Below are 17,916 nucleotides of genomic sequence, written 5' to 3' on the forward strand. Positions count from 1 at the left end.
GCTGTCGCCTCGCCGGTCTCCCCGCGGGCTGTCTCCGACGGGACCGCGACGGGCGCGGCCCGGCCGAGGCGTCCGCGGATGTCGAAAGGGAATTACGCCCCCGTCGCCCACCCTTTTCCATGACTGACGACGCCCGCCCGACCGACGACGTGCTCGATCTAGCTCGGCGGGCCGTCGAGACGGGGCCGCTCTGTGACCCCTGTCTCGGCCGCCTGCTCGCCGAGCGGAGCTTCGGCCTCACCAACCGCGAGCGGGGCCGGAGCCTCCGCGTCGCTGTCGCGCTCGCCGACGACCGCCCCGTCGCAGACCTCGAACCCGACGAGCCCTGCTGGGTCTGCGAGGGCGAGTCCACCGAGGAGCGGGTGCAGGAGTGGGCCGAGCGCGCCGCCTACGCCGTCTCCGACTACGACTTCGAGACCTTCCAGGTAGGAACGCGCGTCCCGCCGCTGTTCGAGGAGAACGACGCGCTCCTCCGGGAGGACCTCGGGCTGGATGACGACGCTGGCGAGGCGCTCAAGACCGAACTCAACAGGGAGGTCGGCAAGCGGTTCGGCCGCGAGACGGGCGCCGAAGTCGAGTTCGGCCGCCCGGACGTGCAGATCACGCTCAATCTCGGCGACGACACCGTCGACGCGCAGGTCAACTCCGCGTTCGTCTACGGCCGCTACCGCAAGTTAGAGCGAGACATCCCCCAGACGAAGTGGCCCTGCAACGACTGTAACGGCACGGGCCTCATCCGCGGCGAGATCTGCGAGGGCTGTGACGGCTCGGGCTACCGCTACGACGAGAGCGTCGAGCAACTCACCGCCCCCGCGGTGGTGGAGGCGATGGACGGGGAGTCGGCGACCTTCCACGGCGCCGGCCGCGAGGACGTGGACGCGCTGATGCTCGAAGGGGGACGACCGTTCGTCATCGAGGTCGACGAGCCCCGCGAACGGACAGTCGACGCCGCGACCCTCCAGACGGCGGTCAACGAGTTCGCCGACGGCAAGGTCGAGGTGACGGACCTCCGGCAGGCCACCCACGAGATGGTCGAACGCGTCAAGGAACTCGACGCGAGCAAGACCTACCGCATGGAGATCGAGTTCGACGAGGCCGTCGACGCCACCGATTTCGAGGCCGCGCTCGACGAACTGGCGGGCGCGACGGTCGAACAGCGGACGCCCCAGCGGGTCGACCACCGGCGGGCCGACCTGACGCGGACCCGCGAGGTCTACGACATCGAGGGCGAACTGGACGGCGAGCGGACGGCGACCGTCGAGCTCCACGGCGAGGGCGGCCTCTACGTGAAGGAACTCGTCTCCAGCGACGAGGGGCGCACCGAGCCGAGCCTCGCGGGCCTGCTCGGCGTCGACGCCGAGGTGACGGCGCTGGACGTGCTCGACGTACGGGGCGAGGACGAGCCGTTCGCGAAAGAGGAGTTCTTCCGCGGCGAACTCCCGGCCGACGGCGACGACGAGGGGGCAGACGGCGACGGGAACGAACGGGAGACGGCGTCGGACGGATCCGGCGACGGCGGAGTCGCGTCCGCGGACGGCGAGTAGCCCGAAGCGGTCGAAGCCGCCGCCACCGACGGAGCCAAGGGGGCGGCCGTGAGTTTTCAGCCCGAATGACGACGCTCGACGAGTACCCATCGGTGTCGCTGCACAACGTCGCCGAGACCGTGCCCGCCGACTGGACCGAGGGCGGCGACCGGCTCCACCGACTCCCGGCCGACGTGGCCGCACGACTCAACGAGATGGCCGACGGCCGCGTGCGCGAACCGTCCGGGAGCGAACTCCGGTTCGTGCCCGAGACGGACGACGCCGAGATCGAGGTCACGCTCTCCGCGGAGGAACCGGGCCAGTTCCGCGTGTTCTGGGGCCCGTTCCAGCCCTGGACGCCCACGGACGTCGGTCCCGAACCCGAGACGCACACGCTCGCGGTGCCCGAGCGAGTTCGGAAACTCGACACCGAGGTCGACAGCCGGTTCGACCCGCGCGTCTGCCGGGTCCTGTTCGAGCGCACGCCCGCGGTCGCCGTCCACGACGTGACCGGCGACTGCCGACCGCCCGAGAGCGGCGAACTCCCCGACACGCGCTATCTCGCCTACGGCACCTCGATCACCGAGGGCGCCGCCTCGTCCGCGACCCACCTGAACTACGTGTCGCGGACCGCCCGCGCGCTGGGGTGGGACGTGCTGAACTTCGGCTGTTCCGGGTCGGCCTACGCCGACCGGCCGATGGCGGAGTACATCGCCGGGCGCGACGACTGGGACGTGGCGACGCTGGCGCTGTCGATCAACATGGCCAACCAGGACTTCCCGGTCGAGGAGTTCGAGGAGCGGGCACGGACGTTCGTCGAGACGGTCGCCGAATCCCACCAGGACAAGCCGATCGCCTGCATCACGCTGTTCCCGTACTATCCCGACGTGATCGAGGGCGGCGACGCCGAGCGCGCGGAGAACTACCGCGCGACGCTCCGGGCGATCGTCGCCGAGACAGACCACCCGGACCTGCACGTGATCGAGGGCACCGACCTGACGGACGTGTCGGGCTACTCCGCGGATATCCTCCACCCCGGCGACGCCGGCATGGAGGAGATCGGCCGGAACCTCGCCCGGGAACTCGACGAGCGGGTCGAGTGACGACACCGGACGAACGAGGTCGCGACCGCGCACGACCGAACTCACCCCGCTTTTTCCGGCCGGCGACCCCGTTCGGAGTCCCCGATCGGCTGGTCCGATCCGCTAGAACGGCCGGGAACGACCCCGAGACGGCAGACGCGCGTCAGACGGTCGGCGTCTCGACCGCGACGGTTTAAATATGAGGGGGCACAAGCCGCGGCCATGCAGGAGTTCGGCGTCGACGAGGCCGGCAAGGGGCCGGTGCTGGGTTCGATGTTCGCGGCGGCGGTCGCGGTCGATCCTGCCGACCTGCCCGGCGACGTGGGCGACTCGAAAGAGATCGCTCCCGAGCGCCGCGAGGAACTCGACGCCGTCATCCGCGAGGTCGGGTCGGTCGGCGTCGCCGAGATCCCGGTCGAGCGCATCGACGACGAGGAGACCGACATGAACTCGCTGACCGTCGCCGCCCACGCCGAGGCCGTCGACGCGCTGGCCGACGCCGTCGACGGGACGCCGACCGACGACGACCCCCTGGAGGGCTACGTCGACGCCGGCGACACCAACGCCGTCCGCTTCGAACGGCGCGTCGAGGACGCCGCGGACGCCGCCATCGACGCCCGGGCCGAACACGGCGCCGACGAGACCTACCCCGTGGTCGGCGCGGCGAGCATCGTCGCGAAGGTGGCCCGCGACGCCCACGTCCAACGGCTGGCCGAGGAGTACGGCGACGTGGGCAGCGGCTACCCCGGCGACAGTACCACGAGAGAGTTCCTCGAAGCCTACGTCGCCGACCACGAGGAACTGCCGGCCTGCGCCCGCGAGTCCTGGCAGACCAGCAAGGACGCTCTCGCCGCGGTCTCGCAGTCCTCGCTCGGCGAGTTCGAACCCGACGGCGGCCGCGCTGTGGGGGAGTCGGCGGACGAAGCCGAGGTGCGCTCCGACGGTAGCGGCCTCCGGCGGACGACCCTCGACGACTTCTAGACCCCGCGTTCTGTCCAGCCGGGTCGGCTCGCCGCTGTTCGGTACGGGCACGCCACTCCGCACCTTACCAATTAGGTGTGATCTGTTTCATAACACGGCGTGAAAACGGTCTATGGACAACAGTTTACCGACTGATATCGTCGAAGCCGTCGCCCGCGCTCGGGACAGCGACCCGCGAGAGCTGGATTTCGTGCTCGCGGACCACGTCGATCTCGACGCCCTGGAGCAACTGGCGGAACACCCGGAGAGCACGTGGACGTTCACGTTCGAACTCCCGGACCACAGCGTGACCGTCACGAGCGCCGGAGCGATCCTGGTCGACGGGCAAGCCGAGAACGATTCTTCGGCGGTTTGAGCGATCCCGCGCGAGCTGACGGCCGTTTCCCGACGCCCGCCCCGACAGCGCCGCGCGGAAAAAACGGAAGCGCGCTCAGTCGCTCCCCTGGTCGAGCATCAGGTTCCGCAGCACGTCGCCGTAGGCCGGTCGCGTGACGAGCACGCCGATGAGGACGCCGACGATGGTGACGATGGCGAAGCCCTGCAGGTCGCCCAGCGAGAGGAACGCGAGCGGGCTCATGGCGATGATGGTGGTCACGGCGGCGGCGCCGATGACCCAGAACGCCTTGCGGAAGCGGTTCTGGAACACCCTGCCGGTGGCGATCTCGCCCTCGTTCAAGATCTCGTCGGCGATGATCAGCAGGTCGTCGACCCCGGTTCCGATGACGGCGATGAACCCGGCGATATACGAGAGGTTCAGCGGGAGGCCGATGGCCGCGGCGAACCCGATCAGCAGGTACACCTCCGCGGCGGCGGTCGCGAGCATCGGGACGGCGACGCGGGGGTTCCGGTAGCGCAGGAAGACCGACCCGCTGACCGCGAGCCAGGCGATCAGGCCCGTCAGCAGCGCCTGCCACTTGAAGCGGTCGCCGAGGCTCTGCTGGAGGAACAGGACGGTCCCCTCGTTGACGGCCAGTCGCGTCGGCAGCGCGCCGGCCCGCAGGTTGATCTGCAGGTTCTGGGCCTCGTCCATCGACCGCGTCTGCATGATGAACGACGGGGCCGTCAGGAACTGGCCGGACTCGATGTCCTCGGCGAGGCCGGGGTCGAGCCCGGCCGCGTAGACGACTTCGTCGTCGACGACGGTGTACAGGCAGTAGCCGGGGTCGTCCGGACTCTGCCGGTAGCGACAGCTCTGCCGGCCGGTCGCCTCGCTGGACGTGAAGCCCAGGTCGACGAGATCACGGGAGTAGTTGCGGGCGGCGTCCTCGGTCAGCGTGATGGGGACGAACGACTGGCCGCTCTCGTCGGACTGGGCGATGCCGATCTGGGAGTTCTCCAGCTGGCGGTTGGTCAGCACCGTCTGGTTGCGGTAGACGGTGCCGTTGTCGGTCTCGACGGGGCGGGTGGCGACGATACTGACCTCGCCCTCGTCGCCGATGAGGTTGAGCACCTCGGTCGTGTTGGCGTTGGGCACGTCGACGACGACGTACTGTTCGCCCGTCGCCGAGCGCTGGGTGGCCACCTGGCCGCCGCTCAGCCCGCCGCGGTTGATCTTCGCGGTGATCGTCTCGACGGTCTGCTGACGGGTCTGGGCGGTCACGCCGCGCCGTATCGTCGCCTCGTCGCCGTCGAGGCCGGCCTCCGTCAGCGCTGCCCGGAAGCGCTGTTCGCTGACGTTCTCGACGAGCACCTCGACGGCGTCGCCGTTGCCGGTGTTGAGGACGACCGACACGTCGCCCGTCGAGACGTTCAGCCGGTTGCCGACCGTCTGACGGATGTTCGACCGCTGGCCCTGCTCGATGTCGAGCTCCTCGGCGGTCGTGCCGACCAGCGGCGCGCGGATGCGCGACCCGCCCGCCAGCTCCAGCCCGAACTTGAGGTTCGTCGGCCCGTCCGCCGCGCCGTAGGAGGAGCTGTTGTTCGCGCCGGCGTCGGGCGCGCCGGTCGGCGCGAACAGCGCGGCCGTCGCTGCGAGCACGAACACCACGAGCATGACGATCCGCCAGTTCTCGCGGAGGTTCACGCGAATCCCTCCTGGATTCGCGTGAGCTCGTCACGCGCTCTGCGTGTGACGGTGTTCATCGGGCCACCCCCTCGAACTTGTACCAGCGGAGCAGGCTCAGGTTCATCATGTAGGTGTTCATCAGGTCGGCCACCAGCCCGAACACGAGCACGATGGCGAGATCCGGCAACAGCGGGATGCCGAAGAGCGACGAGACGATCCACATGACGGTCATCGCGGAGATGGAGGTGACCGTCATCGTCACGCCGGTCTCCATCGCGCGGTAGGTGCTCTCGTAGAAGCTCCCGCGTCGCCGGAGGATGTGGTTGTTCAGCAGGATGTCCGAGTCGACGGAGTACCCGATCAGCATCAGCAGGGCCGCCACCGACCCCAGCGACAGTTTGATCTGGAATACGTTCATCAGCGCGAGCGGGATGACGATGTCCGAGAACGCGGAGGCGACGATCGCGATGGAGGGCACGAACGACCGAAACAGCGCGAAGATGAGCAGACTCATCCCGACGAAGGCGACGGCGACGCCGATCAGCGCGAGCCGCTGGGCGTCGGCGCCGAAGCTCGCCGACCGCGACTGGACGGAGACGATCTCGTAGCCCGCCGACTGGACCCCCGAGCGGATGGTGTCGGTGTCGGTCGCCTGGGTCGTGACGATGTACTCGTTCGAGCCGGCGATCGGCTGGACCGAGTCGATATCGAACTCGAGGGAGCTCCTGATCTCGGACTGAGAGGCGTCGGTCTCGATCTGTATCTCGGTCCCCCCGGTGAACTCGATACCCGGCGTGACCGGCGCCCCGGTCGTCAGGTACCACCCCGCGAGGACCAGCAACGCGAGCGCCAGCACGGCCAGCGGGACGGCCGCGAGCTGACGGTTTGAGTACCGGTCGTAATCGGGTTCCGGTACTACGGACTCGACCATGCCCGTCGGTGTGCGACGCCCGCCGATAAGCCTTCTCCATTTCGCCGGCGCCCGGCGAGGCCGCGACGGCGGCGCCGTCGGTCCCGAACGGCCGGCTCGCCCGCCGAGCGACCACCGGATGGAGCGCGGATCGGCGGCCCCCACACCCAAAGGCACTTTTTCGTTCGCTCGTTACCACCCACTAACCCGATGTCCCGCAGTCCCTCGCTCCCCGAGCGACCCCGGCTGGAGCTCGACCCGGATATGTCCCCGTCGGAACGGCTGGGTGCGCTCACCGACCACTACGAACAGCTCGTCCAGGTGAACCGCGAACTCGAAGGCCAGCTCGAGAGCGCGCGCGAGCGCCGCGAGGAGCTCACCGAGGAGGTCGACCAGCTCGAACGCGAGAACGAGACGCTCAAGACCTCCTCGCTGTACGTCGCCACCGCCGAGGAGATCACCGACGACGGCGTCGTCGTCAAACAGCACGGCAACAACCAGGAGGTCCTCACCGAACTGCCGACCCAGCTCCGCGAGGGGCTAGAGGCCGGCGACCGCGTCGCCATCAACGACTCCTTCTCCATCAAGTCCCAGCTGGAGAGCGAGACCGACGCCCGCGCCCAGGCGATGGAGGTCGACGAGTCGCCCACCGTCACCTACGACGACATCGGCGGCCTCGAGGAGCAGATCCAGGAGGTCCGCGAGGCCGTCGAGGAGCCGCTGATCAACGCCGCCCAGTTCGACGAGGTCGGTATCGACCCGCCCAGCGGCGTCCTCCTGCACGGCCCGCCGGGCACCGGCAAGACCATGCTCGCCCGCGCGGTCGCCAACGAGACCGACGCCACGTTCATCAAGATGGCCGGATCCGAGCTCGTCCGGAAGTTCATCGGCGAGGGCTCCCGGCTCGTCCGCGATCTCTTCGAGCTCGCCAGCGAGCGCGAGCCCGCCATCATCTTCATCGACGAGATCGACGCCGTCGCCGCCAAACGAACGGAGTCCAAGACCTCCGGCGACGCCGAGGTCCAGCGGACGATGATGCAGTTGCTCTCGGAGATGGACGGCTTCGAGGACCGCGGGGAGATCCGCATCATCGCTGCCACCAACCGCTTCGACATGCTCGACCGCGCGATCCTCCGCCCGGGCCGGTTCGACCGCCTCATCGAGGTGCCCGAACCCGACGCCGAGGGCCGCAAGCGCATCCTCGAGATCCACACCGAGGACATGAGCCTCGCCGAGACCGTCGACTTCGAGCACCTCGCCGCGGAGACGGAGGGGTTCTCCGGCGCCGAACTCGCGTCGCTGGCCACCGAGGCCGGGATGTTCGCCATCCGCGACGGCCGCACCGACGTGCGCACCGGGGACTTCGAGGAGGCCTTAGAGAAGATCGAGGAGGGCGACGCCACCGAGGGCCAGCCGGTCGCGTTCTACTAGGGCCCACTTTTTGCGACGGAGACACACCCACTTTTTCCGACGGAGAGCGCCTTGCGCGCCAGCGGCGCGCTGCGGGGATCCTCCGTCGCAAAAACTTGGGGAAAAAGCCGGACGACTCGCTCACTGCGTTCGCTCGCGTCCGGTATCTGCGGGAGTGAGCACCGCGAACGACCGCAGGCTCGTCAGCGCTTGCTCTGACGGCGAACCGCGCCTGCGGCGCGGATGCTCGTGCGACCTGGCGGGCTACCGTTGTACGAAAACGGCGGGACTGTCGCCGGACTGCAGATCGGTCGCACCGACGAACTTCCAGTAATTGCGGACATCCGTGCCGAGTAGTTGCTCGATCGCCTCCCGAGTGAGCAGGTTCGCTCCCGCGGCGACGGGCGCGAAGAATTCACGCTTCCCTTCGGGTTCGTCCCGGAGCCACTCCCGGGTCGCCTCGGTGGGATAGTTGAAGATCAGGTAGCCGCCGGGTTTCACGTGGTCGTAGAGCGCCTCGATAGCGTCCTCGATCGCTTCGACGAAGTACAGCGTCGCCATGCAGTAGACAATATCGAACTCCCGGCTCAGGTCGAGGTCGGGCAGCGAGCGAACGTGGAAGGAGATGTTCGACAGGTCGCATCGATCGGCGACCTCGCGGTCGTCCCGGATCACGTCCTCGGCGAGATCACAGCAGTAGAACTCGATCTCGGGGTGGTGCTCGGCGAGCGCGAACTCGGTCGCTGCCGGGCCGCAGCCGACCGAGGCGAACGACTCGGGGTCCGCGCCCGATCCGTCGAGAAACCGGTCGACGTACTCGTCCATCTCCTCCCCCGCGAGGTACGCGCACCGCTCGTACTCGCCGGTGGCGTAGAACTCGCTCCATCGATCCCCGGCCATACGTGCGTGCTGTATCGCGCGGACGAAATATCCGGCGGCCGGCTTCGACGGACGCCACCCCATCCGATCACTATTTAGGGACATCTTTAGCATTTGTTTAAGGATCAAAACTAAATACGAGACGTTCGACCAGGGAAAATGTATTACGGTGACCGAACATATGGTATCCAGCGACACCGACGAGGGGGTAACGTCGGTCCGGACTGACGGTCCGGGCTTTCTGACAGACCGCGACGACCTGGCAGCGGTCCGGGAGGAGGCGGTGACGTTCATCAAGGACAGAGTGACCGCGGCGGGCGCGCGGGGCGTCGTCGTCGGGCTGAGCGGCGGGGTCGACTCGACGCTGACGGCGCACCTGGCCGTTCAGGCGCTCGGGAGCGACCGCGTGCTAGGGCTGGGACTGCCCGCCCACACCGACGAGGACAACGCCCAGGAGGCACAGACCATGGCCGAGGGGCTGGGCATCGAGTTCCGCGAGGTCGACCTGCGGCCGCTGGTCGACCTGTTCGAGGACCACGTCGCGCCCGAGGTCGCCCCCGGCGGGGGCCGGCGGGCCATCGGGAACCTCACCGCGCGCCTGCGGATGTGCGCGCTGTACTACGCGGCCAACGCGCGGTCGTATCTGGTCTGCGGGACGGCCAACCGCTCGGAACTGCTGTTGGGCTACTTCACGAAGTACGGCGACGGCGGCGCGGACCTGTTCCCGCTCGGTGACCTCTACAAGGCGGAGGTGCAGGCGCTCGCCCAGCAGGTGGGCGTCCCGCGGCGGATCGTCGCCAAGGAGCCGACCGCGGACCTGTGGGTCGGTCAGACCGACGCCGAGGACCTGGGCGCCCGCTACTCGGAGATCGACCCCGTCCTCCGCCGGGTCGTCGACCGCAGCGAGCGCGTCGAAGACGCCATCGACGACACCGACGCGAGCCCGGAGACCGCCGAGACCGTCGCGCGGCTGTACGTCGACTCGCTGCACAAGCGCGCGGTGCCGCCGACGCCCGGCATCGACGACCGCGGGAACGGTTCCGGCGGCTCCCACCCGCTGCACCTCGCGCCGATGGCGAACGGGCTATGACAGGGGTCCGCGAGCCGCTCACTCCTCGCAGGTGACCTCGCTGGCGTCGACGCGTTCGGCGGAGAGCAGCGGCGACCGTGCGAGCAGTTCCCGGGACCGGTCCGCACTGCCGGGGATCGCCGTCCGGTCCATGTACGGGGGCGTCTCCGGGGTGTAGTCCCGCTGCTCGGTCCCGGTCCCCGCGGCGAACGCGAAGTCCTCGTAGGCGACCGCCACGTCCCAGCCGATACAGGCCCAGCGTTCGGCCTTGCCGGTCGGGTCGTGGCGCGGGAACCGCTCTAGAACGACGGCGCGGAAGCGCGTGCCATCGGCGCTTTCGTACTTGCCGACGACGCCCGTCTCGGCGCCGAGCATCCGCGCGGCCATTTGCCGTGTCCCCACGAGCGTCCAGCCGTCGCCCGGTTCGGGCAGCACGTCCCCGGCATCGCGGTCCGGCGTCGGCGAGGGCGACCCCGTCGGGCTCGACATCGGCTCCGGCGTCCGCGACGGCGTCTGGCCGTCAGTCGGCGCTGGCGACGGTGCGGTGTCGGCGTTCGGTTCGGGCGAGTCCGGCGCCTCGCAGCCCGCGACCAGGAACGGAACCGCGGCGCCGATCCCCCGGAGGACCGAGCGGCGTGTCGGCGTCACGGGACAGACGGGCGCGCCCGCCGGTAAATACTTTCTCGCCGACAGGCGCGGGCGGTGCCGTTCGACCGGAAGCGAAACCCCTTAGCGCGCGAGTCGACGACCCGGAGGTATGAGCACCATCCGGGTCGCGTGGGGGTCGGCCGCCGGCCCGACCGCGATGTCGTCGTTCGACGCGGCGCTGGCCGAGGCGGGCGTCCACAACTACAATCTCGTGACGCTCTCCTCGGTGATCCCCGCGGAGGCCCGGCTGGAACGCGTCGGTACCGCCCCGGCCCTGGGACCCGCGGGCGAGGCGCTGTACGCCGTCGTCGGCCGCGAGACGCTCGCGCCGGGGGCCGACGGCGAGGCCTGCGCGGGGCTGGGGTGGGTCCGCAGCGAGTCCGGCCGCGGACTGTTCTACGAGGCCAGCGGGGCCGACCCCGACGCGGTCGCGGACGCCGTCGAGGAAGGCCTGAGTCGGGGAATGGAACTGCGGGAGTGGACCTTCCGCACCGATCCCGAAATCGTCGTCGAGTCGACCCCCGCGGACCCGGCCGACCACGCCACCGCGGTCGTCGTGGCAGCCTACGGGCAGAGCGAACCGCTGTTCGACTGACCCAGTGGTGACGGAGCGACACTACCCCGACGGGAAGTCACGATCGATCGTGTGGAACGGCAAGCTGTGCGCCTCTCACAGGGGTTAAGACCCTGGGCCGCATACGGGCGCGGAAGAGCCCAATGTACGGAAACTCGCCGCTCGGCGACGACGGGTTGGACCCCGAGACGCTCACGCCCGACCAGCGCCGCCGGCTGGAGCGGGACCTCTCGCAGGTGGCCCAGCAGACCCGACGGCTCCTCCCCGAGGAGTTCGTCGTCGGGTCGGACCTGACCGCCGGCTCCGACGGCCCCGAAGCGACCGTCGCCGTCCGCCCGCCCGTCGGCCCCGTCGTCTCCGCGGGCTACACGCCCGAGGAGGCCGACGCGACCATCGACGAGGACGAACGGACCGACCTCGCGCAGGGACTGGCCGCCAGCGCCGCCCTCCAGATGAAACAGGCCCTCTCCAACAACGACAGTCCGGCCGCGCGATAGGGGACCCTCCCGTCAGTTCCCGGCGGCCGTCCCGTCAGTTCTCTCCGGTCGTCTCCGGCGGGTTGTAGAACAGCGCGTAGCCGATGGTACCGCTCGCCGGGACGCTCCCCACGGCCATCGCGGTCCCCCACGACCACGACAGTACGATACCGACGAGCGCCGCGAGCGCCAGCACCGCCGGGATCAGCGCCAGCACCGCGTCGTGGACCGACACCACACCGCGCGCGTCGCTTGCCACTGGTCGAGACACGTGTCGACGGTCGACCGCGTCGTAATTAAATATTATTACTGCGTGTGCAGCCAGAGAATCACGTGACTCCACTTTACTCGGCATCCATTGATGCGCGTACGCGCAAGCCATGGCCGTTCCAGATGACCACCCCTTGAAACGCTCCGATTGAGAACACCCAAAAAGGCGATAAATATATTGCTATTGGGTGGCAATCCTGCAGAAGTGAGTAGATTAACAATTGTTTCCATTCTGGTTACAGTTGTTCTGATCGGAATTCCCACTGCCGCCAATTTTTACCCACCTTTATTTGCTGGTCTGGCTGATCGATTGCCGATTAACATCATTTTCACCTGGATGGCTCGTACAGGAATTCTCGCTATCGGGGCGATGAGCGGTTGGTTTGTGAGGGGTATTTGGGAAAAGGAAAATGAGTCGGAGGGGGAGACGGTGGCGGACGAAGAAATTGGAACAGACATCAATGGTGAAACTACAGTCTCAGAAATTGATGGGTGTATTGAGGTGGAGGGGAGTTGTTGGCGAGGAATAGCTGAACTGTCAGATGAAGGAATATCTGAGATTAACGTGGAATACAAAGCAATCTGCCCAAATTGCCAGACAGTGATGTATGATGGTGAAAATAGCGCTCCTGTCGCTGTGGCTACTGTGGGTGGAGGACCAGACTTTTGGGAATGCCCCAGTTGCAACCATCAAACGATAGATCAGTATAGCAAGTACGAGGATGCTCAAAATTTGTTCGATAGCCACGTTCGTCGAATTGTAGAAAGTGAGGGCGAAGTATATTCACTTGATAATTTGATTGATGAGATCCCCCACGAGGTGACGCCAAGGCGTATATGGGAACAATATGCAGAGACGACAGACGATAGTCAAGTCTCTATAAATTGTTTCCACTAACCATCAAGAGCGACCATACCGCGTGAGCCATTCGCGGGGCTGTGTAATCGGTAGAGGGAAAACGTTTATTCCATCAAGGTAAGTGCGTATTTATATGCAGACTATATTACAGTCGCTTCCTCCCAATTTTTGGTCTGTTGATGTCGCGGATGTTGTTTCACTACTTCTGACGGTGGGACTGTTTTTGGTCTATCTCAGTATGAGGAATATTCAGGACGAACAGAATACGATTCAGCGAACTCAAAATAGGTTGATGCAGAGACAGACCGCTTTGATGGCGGCAAACCATCAACCGAGACTAACGTTTGACAGTCATCGGGGGGACGACGATACCCTGAAACTTAGCATAGACAATAGTGGCGAGGGCCCCGCGGACAATATCCATTCACAGTGTGTGATTTACGAACAAGAGAATGGTGGCGACGGTCCCCAATTTAAGCCTGGATACCAAGGAGCTGGAACGGTCGTCAGTTCAGCGCTAAATCCCATGGTTCGTAAACCTACTACGTCGATGCATGACGACAAGCCGCCCGATATCAACAAGGTCGGAGAAAGTACCGTTGAGGCGGGAGAGATGAATGTTCTACTTGACGGTGTGATCAAACTCGAGCCGTTCAGTGGTGGGTCTGAACCCTACGAAGCCCCATTCTCCGAAGTCATGCAGAGGCTTAGTCGGGAATGGAACGATGTTGACCACATCGCTATTGATTTGTTCGTATTTTTCACCGACGTAGTTGGTGAGGAGTATGGAATGCATATCAAGAGTTACTCGGATATTCCGCTCAGTATGGATTTGACATTTGAGGAAGCTCTTGAGCGGGGAAGTAAGCATAGTCGGATTGGTGACCCTATTACCGAGGACGACGCCGCGGCTATGATACCGCTCAATCCCGAGAATATGGACTTTGGGTAACGCTTAGCGCGCTCAAATCCACCCCTACCGTGGAGTGATAGGGGCCCGTCCGCTCTGTAATCTTGACGGGGCCGTTCGGGGGTGTCCGTCGGTTCAAGTGACGTGCGAGAAGTAGCGAAGCGGCTATCTATTAGAATAGTGGAGTAGTCTGCGGGGTTGACCCCGACTGTCGGCTAAAGCTTCCGATTCTGTGTAAACATCTGGCTACACAAAACGCCTACTTCCCCCAGAAGGGGTCGCGGTTGCGCCGCTTCTCGAGGTACGCGTTGAGCGTCTCGAGTTCGCTGACGGGGATGTCCTCCGAGAGCTCCTGTTCGAGGATCTTGGCGTGTTTCTCGGGGATCTCGGTCCAGAGCTCGTCGCCCTCCTCGATCTGTCGGCCGACCGTGGGGCCGTCGATGGAGACGGCCGCGCGCTCGCCGCGCCCGAGTTCGTCGACGTCCTCGCCCTCGTCCTGGATCGACTTGAGCAGCCCCACGCGCTCGGGTTCGGCACCCTCGAAGAGCGCGACGTGGGAGTTGCGCCTGAGCGAGCCGCCGAGGACCTCGACGCCGACGACGGCGGGGTCGGACTGGCGGAACGTGTGGTCGTCGAGGATCCGGAAGCGGGCCGGTCGGGTGATGTTGTCGAGCACCTCGTCCTGCTGGGCGCGCTCGCGCTCCTCGACGAACTCCTCGTACTCCTCGACGAGCCGGTAGATCACGTCGTGGGCGAAGATTCGCACGTCCTCCTGGTCGGCCAGGTCGTCGGCGTCGTCGAGCACGTCGACGCCGAACGCCAGTATCGTCCTGTGTTTCTCCTCGTTGGCCGTCTCGGCGACGCGCACGTCTCGGGGGGCCACGTCGCCGACCTCGGCGCGGACGACCGGGATCTCCTCCTCTTCGAGCGTCGAGGCCAGCGCCTCCAGACTGCCGAGCGTGTCGGCCTTGACCACGACGCCCTCGTCGGCGGTCTGGACGGCGATATCCGCCAGTTCCGCCCGGACCTCCTCGATCACCTCGTCCACGTCGCGGTCACCGACGACGCGGATGGGCGCGCCGGCCATCGCGTCGTCGAGGTCCGGCGCGGCGATCTTGATGCCGTCTGCGGCCTTCACGGAGTCGACCTGCTGGAACTGGCCCTCGGTGCGGATCTCCTCCAGCGGGCGCGGCCGCAGTAGCGCGCGGACCTCGGTGACGATGGGGCCCTCGACGCCGCCGACCACGATCTCGTCGTCCGCGGAGATGGTGCCGTCGTAGATGATGGCGTCGACGGTCGTCCCGAAGCCCTGGGTGTCCGTGACTTCGAGGACGGTGCCGGCGGCGGGACCGCCCACGTCGACGGCCATCTCCTCTTTCATGTAGCGCTGGGAGAGCCCCATCATGACCGTCAGCAGGTCGGGGATGCCCTCGCCGGTCTCGGCGGAGACGGGGACGACGCCGATGTTGTTCTGGAAGTCCTGGACGCGCCAGTACATGTCGGCGGAGAAGTCGTTGTCCGAGAGGTCGCCGATGAGCTCGTAGAGGCTCTCGTTGAGGTCGCTCTCGACGCGGTCGGTCTGGGCCTCGATGGTCACCTTGGAGGGGGCGCCGGGGTTGGGGTTCCAGCCGGGCGTGGTGTCGATCTTGTTGGCGGCGACGATAAAGGGGGTCTGGGTGCGCGTGAGGATGTCGACGGCTTCGAGCGTCTGGGGCTGGAACCCGTCGTTCACGTCGACCACGAGGATCGCGATGTCGGCGAGCGCGCCGCCCCGCGAGCGCAGCGTCGAGAAGGAGTGGTGGCCCGGCGTGTCGATAAAGAGGAGGCCGGGCAGGTCGAAGTCGGTGGGGTCGACGAGCTCCCCGGCGATCTCGGAGATCACGTCGAGCGGGACCGCGGTCGCGCCGATGTGCTGGGTGATCGCGCCGGACTCGCCCTCGGTGACCGCGGAGCCGCGGATCTCGTCGAGCAGGCTGGTCTTGCCGTGGTCGACGTGGCCGAGTACGGCGACTATCGGTGTCCGAAGCGTCGCTTCGGACTCGTCGTCGGTGTCTGTCGGTTGTGAGTCTGCCATCCTATCACCACAGAAGGTTCGGTTGTCTCGGATCAGCCCCGCAGGCCGGATAAGTGATCTCATCTGCCCGCGCGCGGCTACTCCGTGACGGTGAACGAACCGGTCATGCCGACGCTGCGGTGGGGACTGCAGTAGTACTCGTACTCGCCGGGCGCCTCGAAGGTGAACGAGAACTCGTGGCCCTCGTCGTAGAGGTCGCCGTCGCCGCCGGGCGTCCCGGAGAACTCGGACCCGCTCGGGGTCGTCTCGGGGCGCACGTTGTGTCCGGAGCTGTGCCACACCCAGACGACCGTCTCGCCGGTCGATATCTCGAAGGTCTCGGGCGAGAAGGAGAGCCCCCCGTCGGCGACGGCGACGACCTGTGCGGCCTGCCTGGGGGTCGCCGTGGGCGTCGGTGTCTCGGTGGGCGTGGGACTCGCGGTCGGCGTCCCCGTCGGCGTCGCCGCCGAGCCGGGGGTGGCGGTGGGGGTTGGCGTCCCGGTCAGTGCCGAGTCGGGTGTCGGCGTCTCCGTCGGGGTGGCCGTCTCGGGCGTCTCCGTCGGTGTCGGCGACGGGGAGGGCGTCGCGTCGCCGCCGTCGGTGCCGGGGCTGTCGCCGTCGGTCTCGGTCCCATCGTCACCGCCGCAGCCGGCGACGGCGGCGGCGAGCGCGGTTCCACCCAGTCGAAGCAGGCTACGGCGGTCCATGGGCCCGCTCGGGACTGTCGCGAGATAAACCCCGCGACGCTCCGGGTCACTCGGTGACGGTGAACGACCCCCTCATGCCGCGGTTGCGGTAGGGGTAACAGCGGTACTCGTACTCGCCGGCGACCGCGAAGGTGTGGGCGAAGGTGTACCCCTCGTCGTAGGTCGTCCCGTCGTCGCCGGGCGTGCCGGTGAACGTCGAGCCCCGCGGCCGCGCGGTCGCACGGACGTTGTGCCCGGAGCCGTGCCACACCCAGACGACCGTCTCGCCGGTCGATATCTCGAAGGTCTCGGGGTCGAAGGTCGACGACCCGTCGGCGACCGCGACGACCCGGTCGGCCTCGCTCGGCGCCGGCGTGGGAGTGGCCGTCGGCGTGGCGGTCGGGGTGGCCGTGGGCGTCGGCGTCGGTTCCGGCGTCGCCGTGGCCGTCGCGGTGTCGGTCGCGGTCGGCGTCGCCGTCGCCGTCGGCCGCTCGGTCGGCGCCGACTCGTCGGGCGTCGCCGTCGAGTCGTCCGATCCCAGCCCGCACCCCGGGACGAGCGCCGCGAGCGCGACGGCACCCGTCCGCAACAGTCGTCTGCGGTCCATGCTCGACGCCTTCGCCCACGACCGCCATAACCCCGGTGGTCGGGGTCCCGAGGTCGAGTCCCGACAGCTGCGGTCGTGGCCCCCACCGCGTCACGCGGCCGTCAGACGGCCCCGTGGCGTTTATAGGGCCTGAATCGGTAGTCGGGAGCATGGCCGAGATACTCGCCGAGAACCTCTCCGGCAAGGCCGTCACCGGGACGGACGGCGCCGAGATGGGGATGCTGTACAACATCACGATGGACCTGGAGACCGGTCGGCTCCGGAACCTCATCATCGAGCCCAACGAGCACCTCGACAACTCGCAGTTCGACGTCGACGAGCAGGGACACCTCCTCGTGCCCGTCGACCGCGTGCAGGCAGTCAAAGACCAGATGATCGTCCAGCGCTAAATGTACGTCCTCGACGCCTCGGCTTTTATCAACGAGTACCACACGACCGAACAGCAGGCCACGATCCCGCTCGTCCGCGAGGAGCTCGAGGACGAGAGCGCCTACCGCTACGACGCCATGGAGGGGTCGGGGATGCACATCCACATCCCCGAAGAGGAGACCGTCGAGCGGATCGAGCGCGCCGCCCGCGAGACCGGCGACCTCGAAACCCTCTCTGAGACGGACATCCGGCTGGTCGCCGCGGCGTTCGAGCTCGACGGCCGGCTCGTCACCGACGACTACGCCATGCAGAACGTCGCCGAGAAGCTGGAGGTGGCGGTCGAGCTCATCGCCCGCGAGGGCATCACCGAGCAACGGGACTGGCGCTTCCAGTGTTCCGGCTGCGGCCGCGAGTTCGACGAGAACCACGACCGCTGTCCCGTCTGCGGGAGCGACCTCACGCGGAAGAACCCCGCCTGATACGGATTATTGCAAGACATTCCGGGATCGACCGCACCCAGTCGTGCGGTCGACCCGGTAAACGCTTGCAATAATCCGTATGAGCCGTCGCTGGCCGGCCGTCCACCGACCGACTCCGAGATCGGG

20 protein-coding genes are annotated in these 17,916 nt (G+C 67.1%); 12 read left to right on the plus strand and 8 right to left on the minus strand.

Annotation, left to right across the window (positions count from 1 at the left end):
- Positions 1 to 119 precede the first annotated feature (119 nt).
- The 4 genes from ACMGFI_RS17825 (at position 120) to ACMGFI_RS17840 (ending at position 3,941) form a co-directional block, all read left to right on the plus strand.
- Positions 120 to 1,544, plus strand: coding sequence for a tRNA pseudouridine(54/55) synthase Pus10 (locus tag ACMGFI_RS17825; RefSeq protein WP_436911328.1), 1,425 nt, complete (start codon positions 120 to 122; stop codon positions 1,542 to 1,544).
- Positions 1,545 to 1,609: 65 nt separating this feature from the next.
- Positions 1,610 to 2,626 carry a GDSL-type esterase/lipase family protein gene (locus ACMGFI_RS17830; protein ID WP_436911329.1) on the plus strand — a complete coding sequence of 339 codons (1,017 nt, stop codon included), beginning with the start codon at positions 1,610 to 1,612 and terminating at the stop codon, positions 2,624 to 2,626.
- 201 nt (positions 2,627 to 2,827) lie between these two features.
- Complete coding sequence (rnhB, locus tag ACMGFI_RS17835) at positions 2,828 to 3,586, plus strand: ribonuclease HII (protein ID WP_436911330.1); 759 nt, start codon at positions 2,828 to 2,830, stop codon at positions 3,584 to 3,586.
- 112 nt (positions 3,587 to 3,698) lie between these two features.
- Complete coding sequence (locus ACMGFI_RS17840) at positions 3,699 to 3,941, plus strand: HalOD1 output domain-containing protein (protein ID WP_436911331.1); 243 nt, start codon at positions 3,699 to 3,701, stop codon at positions 3,939 to 3,941.
- 75 nt (positions 3,942 to 4,016) lie between these two features.
- Here the strand turns inward: ACMGFI_RS17840 and ACMGFI_RS17845 are convergent, their stop codons facing one another.
- Positions 4,017 to 5,609, minus strand: a complete 1,593-nt coding sequence (locus ACMGFI_RS17845) for a preprotein translocase subunit SecD (protein ID WP_436911332.1) — start codon at positions 5,607 to 5,609, stop codon at positions 4,017 to 4,019.
- A gap of 55 nt (positions 5,610 to 5,664) precedes the next feature.
- Positions 5,665 to 6,522, minus strand: a complete 858-nt coding sequence (gene secF / locus ACMGFI_RS17850; protein ID WP_436911334.1) for a protein translocase subunit SecF — start codon at positions 6,520 to 6,522, stop codon at positions 5,665 to 5,667.
- A gap of 189 nt (positions 6,523 to 6,711) precedes the next feature.
- Between secF and pan2 the strand changes: the two genes are divergently transcribed.
- Positions 6,712 to 7,932, plus strand: a complete 1,221-nt coding sequence (gene pan2 / locus ACMGFI_RS17855; RefSeq protein WP_436911336.1) for a proteasome-activating nucleotidase Pan2 — start codon at positions 6,712 to 6,714, stop codon at positions 7,930 to 7,932.
- A 243-nt stretch (positions 7,933 to 8,175) separates the two neighbouring features.
- Here pan2 and ACMGFI_RS17860 read toward each other — a convergent pair whose 3' ends face one another.
- Positions 8,176 to 8,811 carry a class I SAM-dependent methyltransferase gene (locus ACMGFI_RS17860; RefSeq protein ID WP_436911338.1) on the minus strand — a complete coding sequence of 212 codons (636 nt, stop codon included), beginning with the start codon at positions 8,809 to 8,811 and terminating at the stop codon, positions 8,176 to 8,178.
- Positions 8,812 to 8,971: 160 nt separating this feature from the next.
- Between ACMGFI_RS17860 and ACMGFI_RS17865 the strand changes: the two genes are divergently transcribed.
- Positions 8,972 to 9,880 carry an NAD+ synthase gene (locus tag ACMGFI_RS17865; protein ID WP_436911339.1) on the plus strand — a complete coding sequence of 303 codons (909 nt, stop codon included), beginning with the start codon at positions 8,972 to 8,974 and terminating at the stop codon, positions 9,878 to 9,880.
- 18 nt (positions 9,881 to 9,898) lie between these two features.
- On the opposite strand, the gene ACMGFI_RS17870 is transcribed toward ACMGFI_RS17865, so the two are convergent.
- On the minus strand, positions 9,899 to 10,507 hold the full coding sequence (locus ACMGFI_RS17870; RefSeq protein ID WP_436911341.1) for a hypothetical protein: 609 nt from the start codon (positions 10,505 to 10,507) through the stop codon (positions 9,899 to 9,901).
- A gap of 109 nt (positions 10,508 to 10,616) precedes the next feature.
- On the opposite strand from ACMGFI_RS17870, the gene ACMGFI_RS17875 reads away from it, so the two are divergent.
- Both ACMGFI_RS17875 and ACMGFI_RS17880 read left to right on the plus strand, forming a co-directional pair.
- Entirely contained in the window at positions 10,617 to 11,102 is a 486-nt protein-coding gene (locus ACMGFI_RS17875) for a pyruvoyl-dependent arginine decarboxylase (RefSeq protein ID WP_436911342.1), read from the plus strand.
- Between the two features lie 122 nt (positions 11,103 to 11,224).
- The gene (locus ACMGFI_RS17880) at positions 11,225 to 11,578 is read left to right on the plus strand and encodes a DUF5811 family protein (protein ID WP_436911344.1); all 354 of its coding nucleotides are present in this window, start codon (positions 11,225 to 11,227) and stop codon (positions 11,576 to 11,578) included.
- Positions 11,579 to 11,612: 34 nt separating this feature from the next.
- Here ACMGFI_RS17880 and ACMGFI_RS17885 read toward each other — a convergent pair whose 3' ends face one another.
- Positions 11,613 to 11,828 (minus strand): DUF8015 family protein, encoded by a 216-nt coding sequence (locus tag ACMGFI_RS17885; protein ID WP_436911345.1) that lies wholly within the window; start codon positions 11,826 to 11,828, stop codon positions 11,613 to 11,615.
- 204 nt (positions 11,829 to 12,032) lie between these two features.
- On the opposite strand from ACMGFI_RS17885, the gene ACMGFI_RS17890 reads away from it, so the two are divergent.
- Both ACMGFI_RS17890 and ACMGFI_RS17895 read left to right on the plus strand, forming a co-directional pair.
- Entirely contained in the window at positions 12,033 to 12,725 is a 693-nt protein-coding gene (locus tag ACMGFI_RS17890) for a hypothetical protein (protein WP_436911348.1), read from the plus strand.
- A 511-nt stretch (positions 12,726 to 13,236) separates the two neighbouring features.
- Positions 13,237 to 13,638: a hypothetical protein gene (locus ACMGFI_RS17895; RefSeq protein ID WP_436911350.1), complete on the plus strand. Its 402-nt coding sequence runs from the start codon at positions 13,237 to 13,239 to the stop codon at positions 13,636 to 13,638.
- A 217-nt stretch (positions 13,639 to 13,855) separates the two neighbouring features.
- Here ACMGFI_RS17895 and infB read toward each other — a convergent pair whose 3' ends face one another.
- The 3 genes from infB to ACMGFI_RS17910 form a co-directional block, all read right to left on the minus strand.
- Positions 13,856 to 15,670: a translation initiation factor IF-2 gene (infB, locus tag ACMGFI_RS17900; protein WP_436911351.1), complete on the minus strand. Its 1,815-nt coding sequence runs from the start codon at positions 15,668 to 15,670 to the stop codon at positions 13,856 to 13,858.
- A 77-nt stretch (positions 15,671 to 15,747) separates the two neighbouring features.
- Complete coding sequence (locus tag ACMGFI_RS17905) at positions 15,748 to 16,356, minus strand: cupredoxin domain-containing protein (protein WP_436911352.1); 609 nt, start codon at positions 16,354 to 16,356, stop codon at positions 15,748 to 15,750.
- A gap of 46 nt (positions 16,357 to 16,402) precedes the next feature.
- Positions 16,403 to 16,942, minus strand: a complete 540-nt coding sequence (locus ACMGFI_RS17910; protein ID WP_436911354.1) for a plastocyanin/azurin family copper-binding protein — start codon at positions 16,940 to 16,942, stop codon at positions 16,403 to 16,405.
- 149 nt (positions 16,943 to 17,091) lie between these two features.
- Between ACMGFI_RS17910 and ACMGFI_RS17915 the strand changes: the two genes are divergently transcribed.
- Positions 17,092 to 17,331 carry a PRC-barrel domain-containing protein gene (locus tag ACMGFI_RS17915; protein WP_436911356.1) on the plus strand — a complete coding sequence of 80 codons (240 nt, stop codon included), beginning with the start codon at positions 17,092 to 17,094 and terminating at the stop codon, positions 17,329 to 17,331.
- Positions 17,332 to 17,790, plus strand: a complete 459-nt coding sequence (locus ACMGFI_RS17920) for an NOB1 family endonuclease (RefSeq protein WP_135366014.1) — start codon at positions 17,332 to 17,334, stop codon at positions 17,788 to 17,790.
- Positions 17,791 to 17,916 lie beyond the last annotated feature (126 nt).

Origin of the sequence: Halosimplex marinum, assembly GCF_051414075.1 — an archaeon.
In the GTDB taxonomy this organism is placed as follows: Archaea; Halobacteriota; Halobacteria; order Halobacteriales; family Haloarculaceae; genus Halosimplex; species Halosimplex marinum.

What these genes read in the sequence shown, in the direction of transcription:
- ACMGFI_RS17825 (WP_436911328.1), top strand. Translation starts at nt 120, where the DNA reads ATGACTGACGACGCCCGCCCGACCGACGACGTGCTCGATCTAGCTCGG.
- ACMGFI_RS17830 (WP_436911329.1), top strand. Translation starts at nt 1,610, where the DNA reads ATGACGACGCTCGACGAGTACCCATCGGTGTCGCTGCACAACGTCGCC.
- rnhB (WP_436911330.1), top strand. Translation starts at nt 2,828, where the DNA reads ATGCAGGAGTTCGGCGTCGACGAGGCCGGCAAGGGGCCGGTGCTGGGT.
- ACMGFI_RS17840 (WP_436911331.1), top strand. Translation starts at nt 3,699, where the DNA reads ATGGACAACAGTTTACCGACTGATATCGTCGAAGCCGTCGCCCGCGCT.
- secF (WP_436911334.1), bottom strand. Translation starts at nt 6,522, where the DNA reads ATGGTCGAGTCCGTAGTACCGGAACCCGATTACGACCGGTACTCAAAC.
- pan2 (WP_436911336.1), top strand. Translation starts at nt 6,712, where the DNA reads ATGTCCCGCAGTCCCTCGCTCCCCGAGCGACCCCGGCTGGAGCTCGAC.
- ACMGFI_RS17860 (WP_436911338.1), bottom strand. Translation starts at nt 8,811, where the DNA reads ATGGCCGGGGATCGATGGAGCGAGTTCTACGCCACCGGCGAGTACGAG.
- ACMGFI_RS17865 (WP_436911339.1), top strand. Translation starts at nt 8,972, where the DNA reads ATGGTATCCAGCGACACCGACGAGGGGGTAACGTCGGTCCGGACTGAC.
- ACMGFI_RS17875 (WP_436911342.1), top strand. Translation starts at nt 10,617, where the DNA reads ATGAGCACCATCCGGGTCGCGTGGGGGTCGGCCGCCGGCCCGACCGCG.
- ACMGFI_RS17880 (WP_436911344.1), top strand. Translation starts at nt 11,225, where the DNA reads ATGTACGGAAACTCGCCGCTCGGCGACGACGGGTTGGACCCCGAGACG.
- ACMGFI_RS17895 (WP_436911350.1), top strand. Translation starts at nt 13,237, where the DNA reads ATGCATGACGACAAGCCGCCCGATATCAACAAGGTCGGAGAAAGTACC.
- infB (WP_436911351.1), bottom strand. Translation starts at nt 15,670, where the DNA reads ATGGCAGACTCACAACCGACAGACACCGACGACGAGTCCGAAGCGACG.
- ACMGFI_RS17905 (WP_436911352.1), bottom strand. Translation starts at nt 16,356, where the DNA reads ATGGACCGCCGTAGCCTGCTTCGACTGGGTGGAACCGCGCTCGCCGCC.
- ACMGFI_RS17910 (WP_436911354.1), bottom strand. Translation starts at nt 16,942, where the DNA reads ATGGACCGCAGACGACTGTTGCGGACGGGTGCCGTCGCGCTCGCGGCG.
- ACMGFI_RS17915 (WP_436911356.1), top strand. Translation starts at nt 17,092, where the DNA reads ATGGCCGAGATACTCGCCGAGAACCTCTCCGGCAAGGCCGTCACCGGG.
- ACMGFI_RS17920 (WP_135366014.1), top strand. Translation starts at nt 17,332, where the DNA reads ATGTACGTCCTCGACGCCTCGGCTTTTATCAACGAGTACCACACGACC.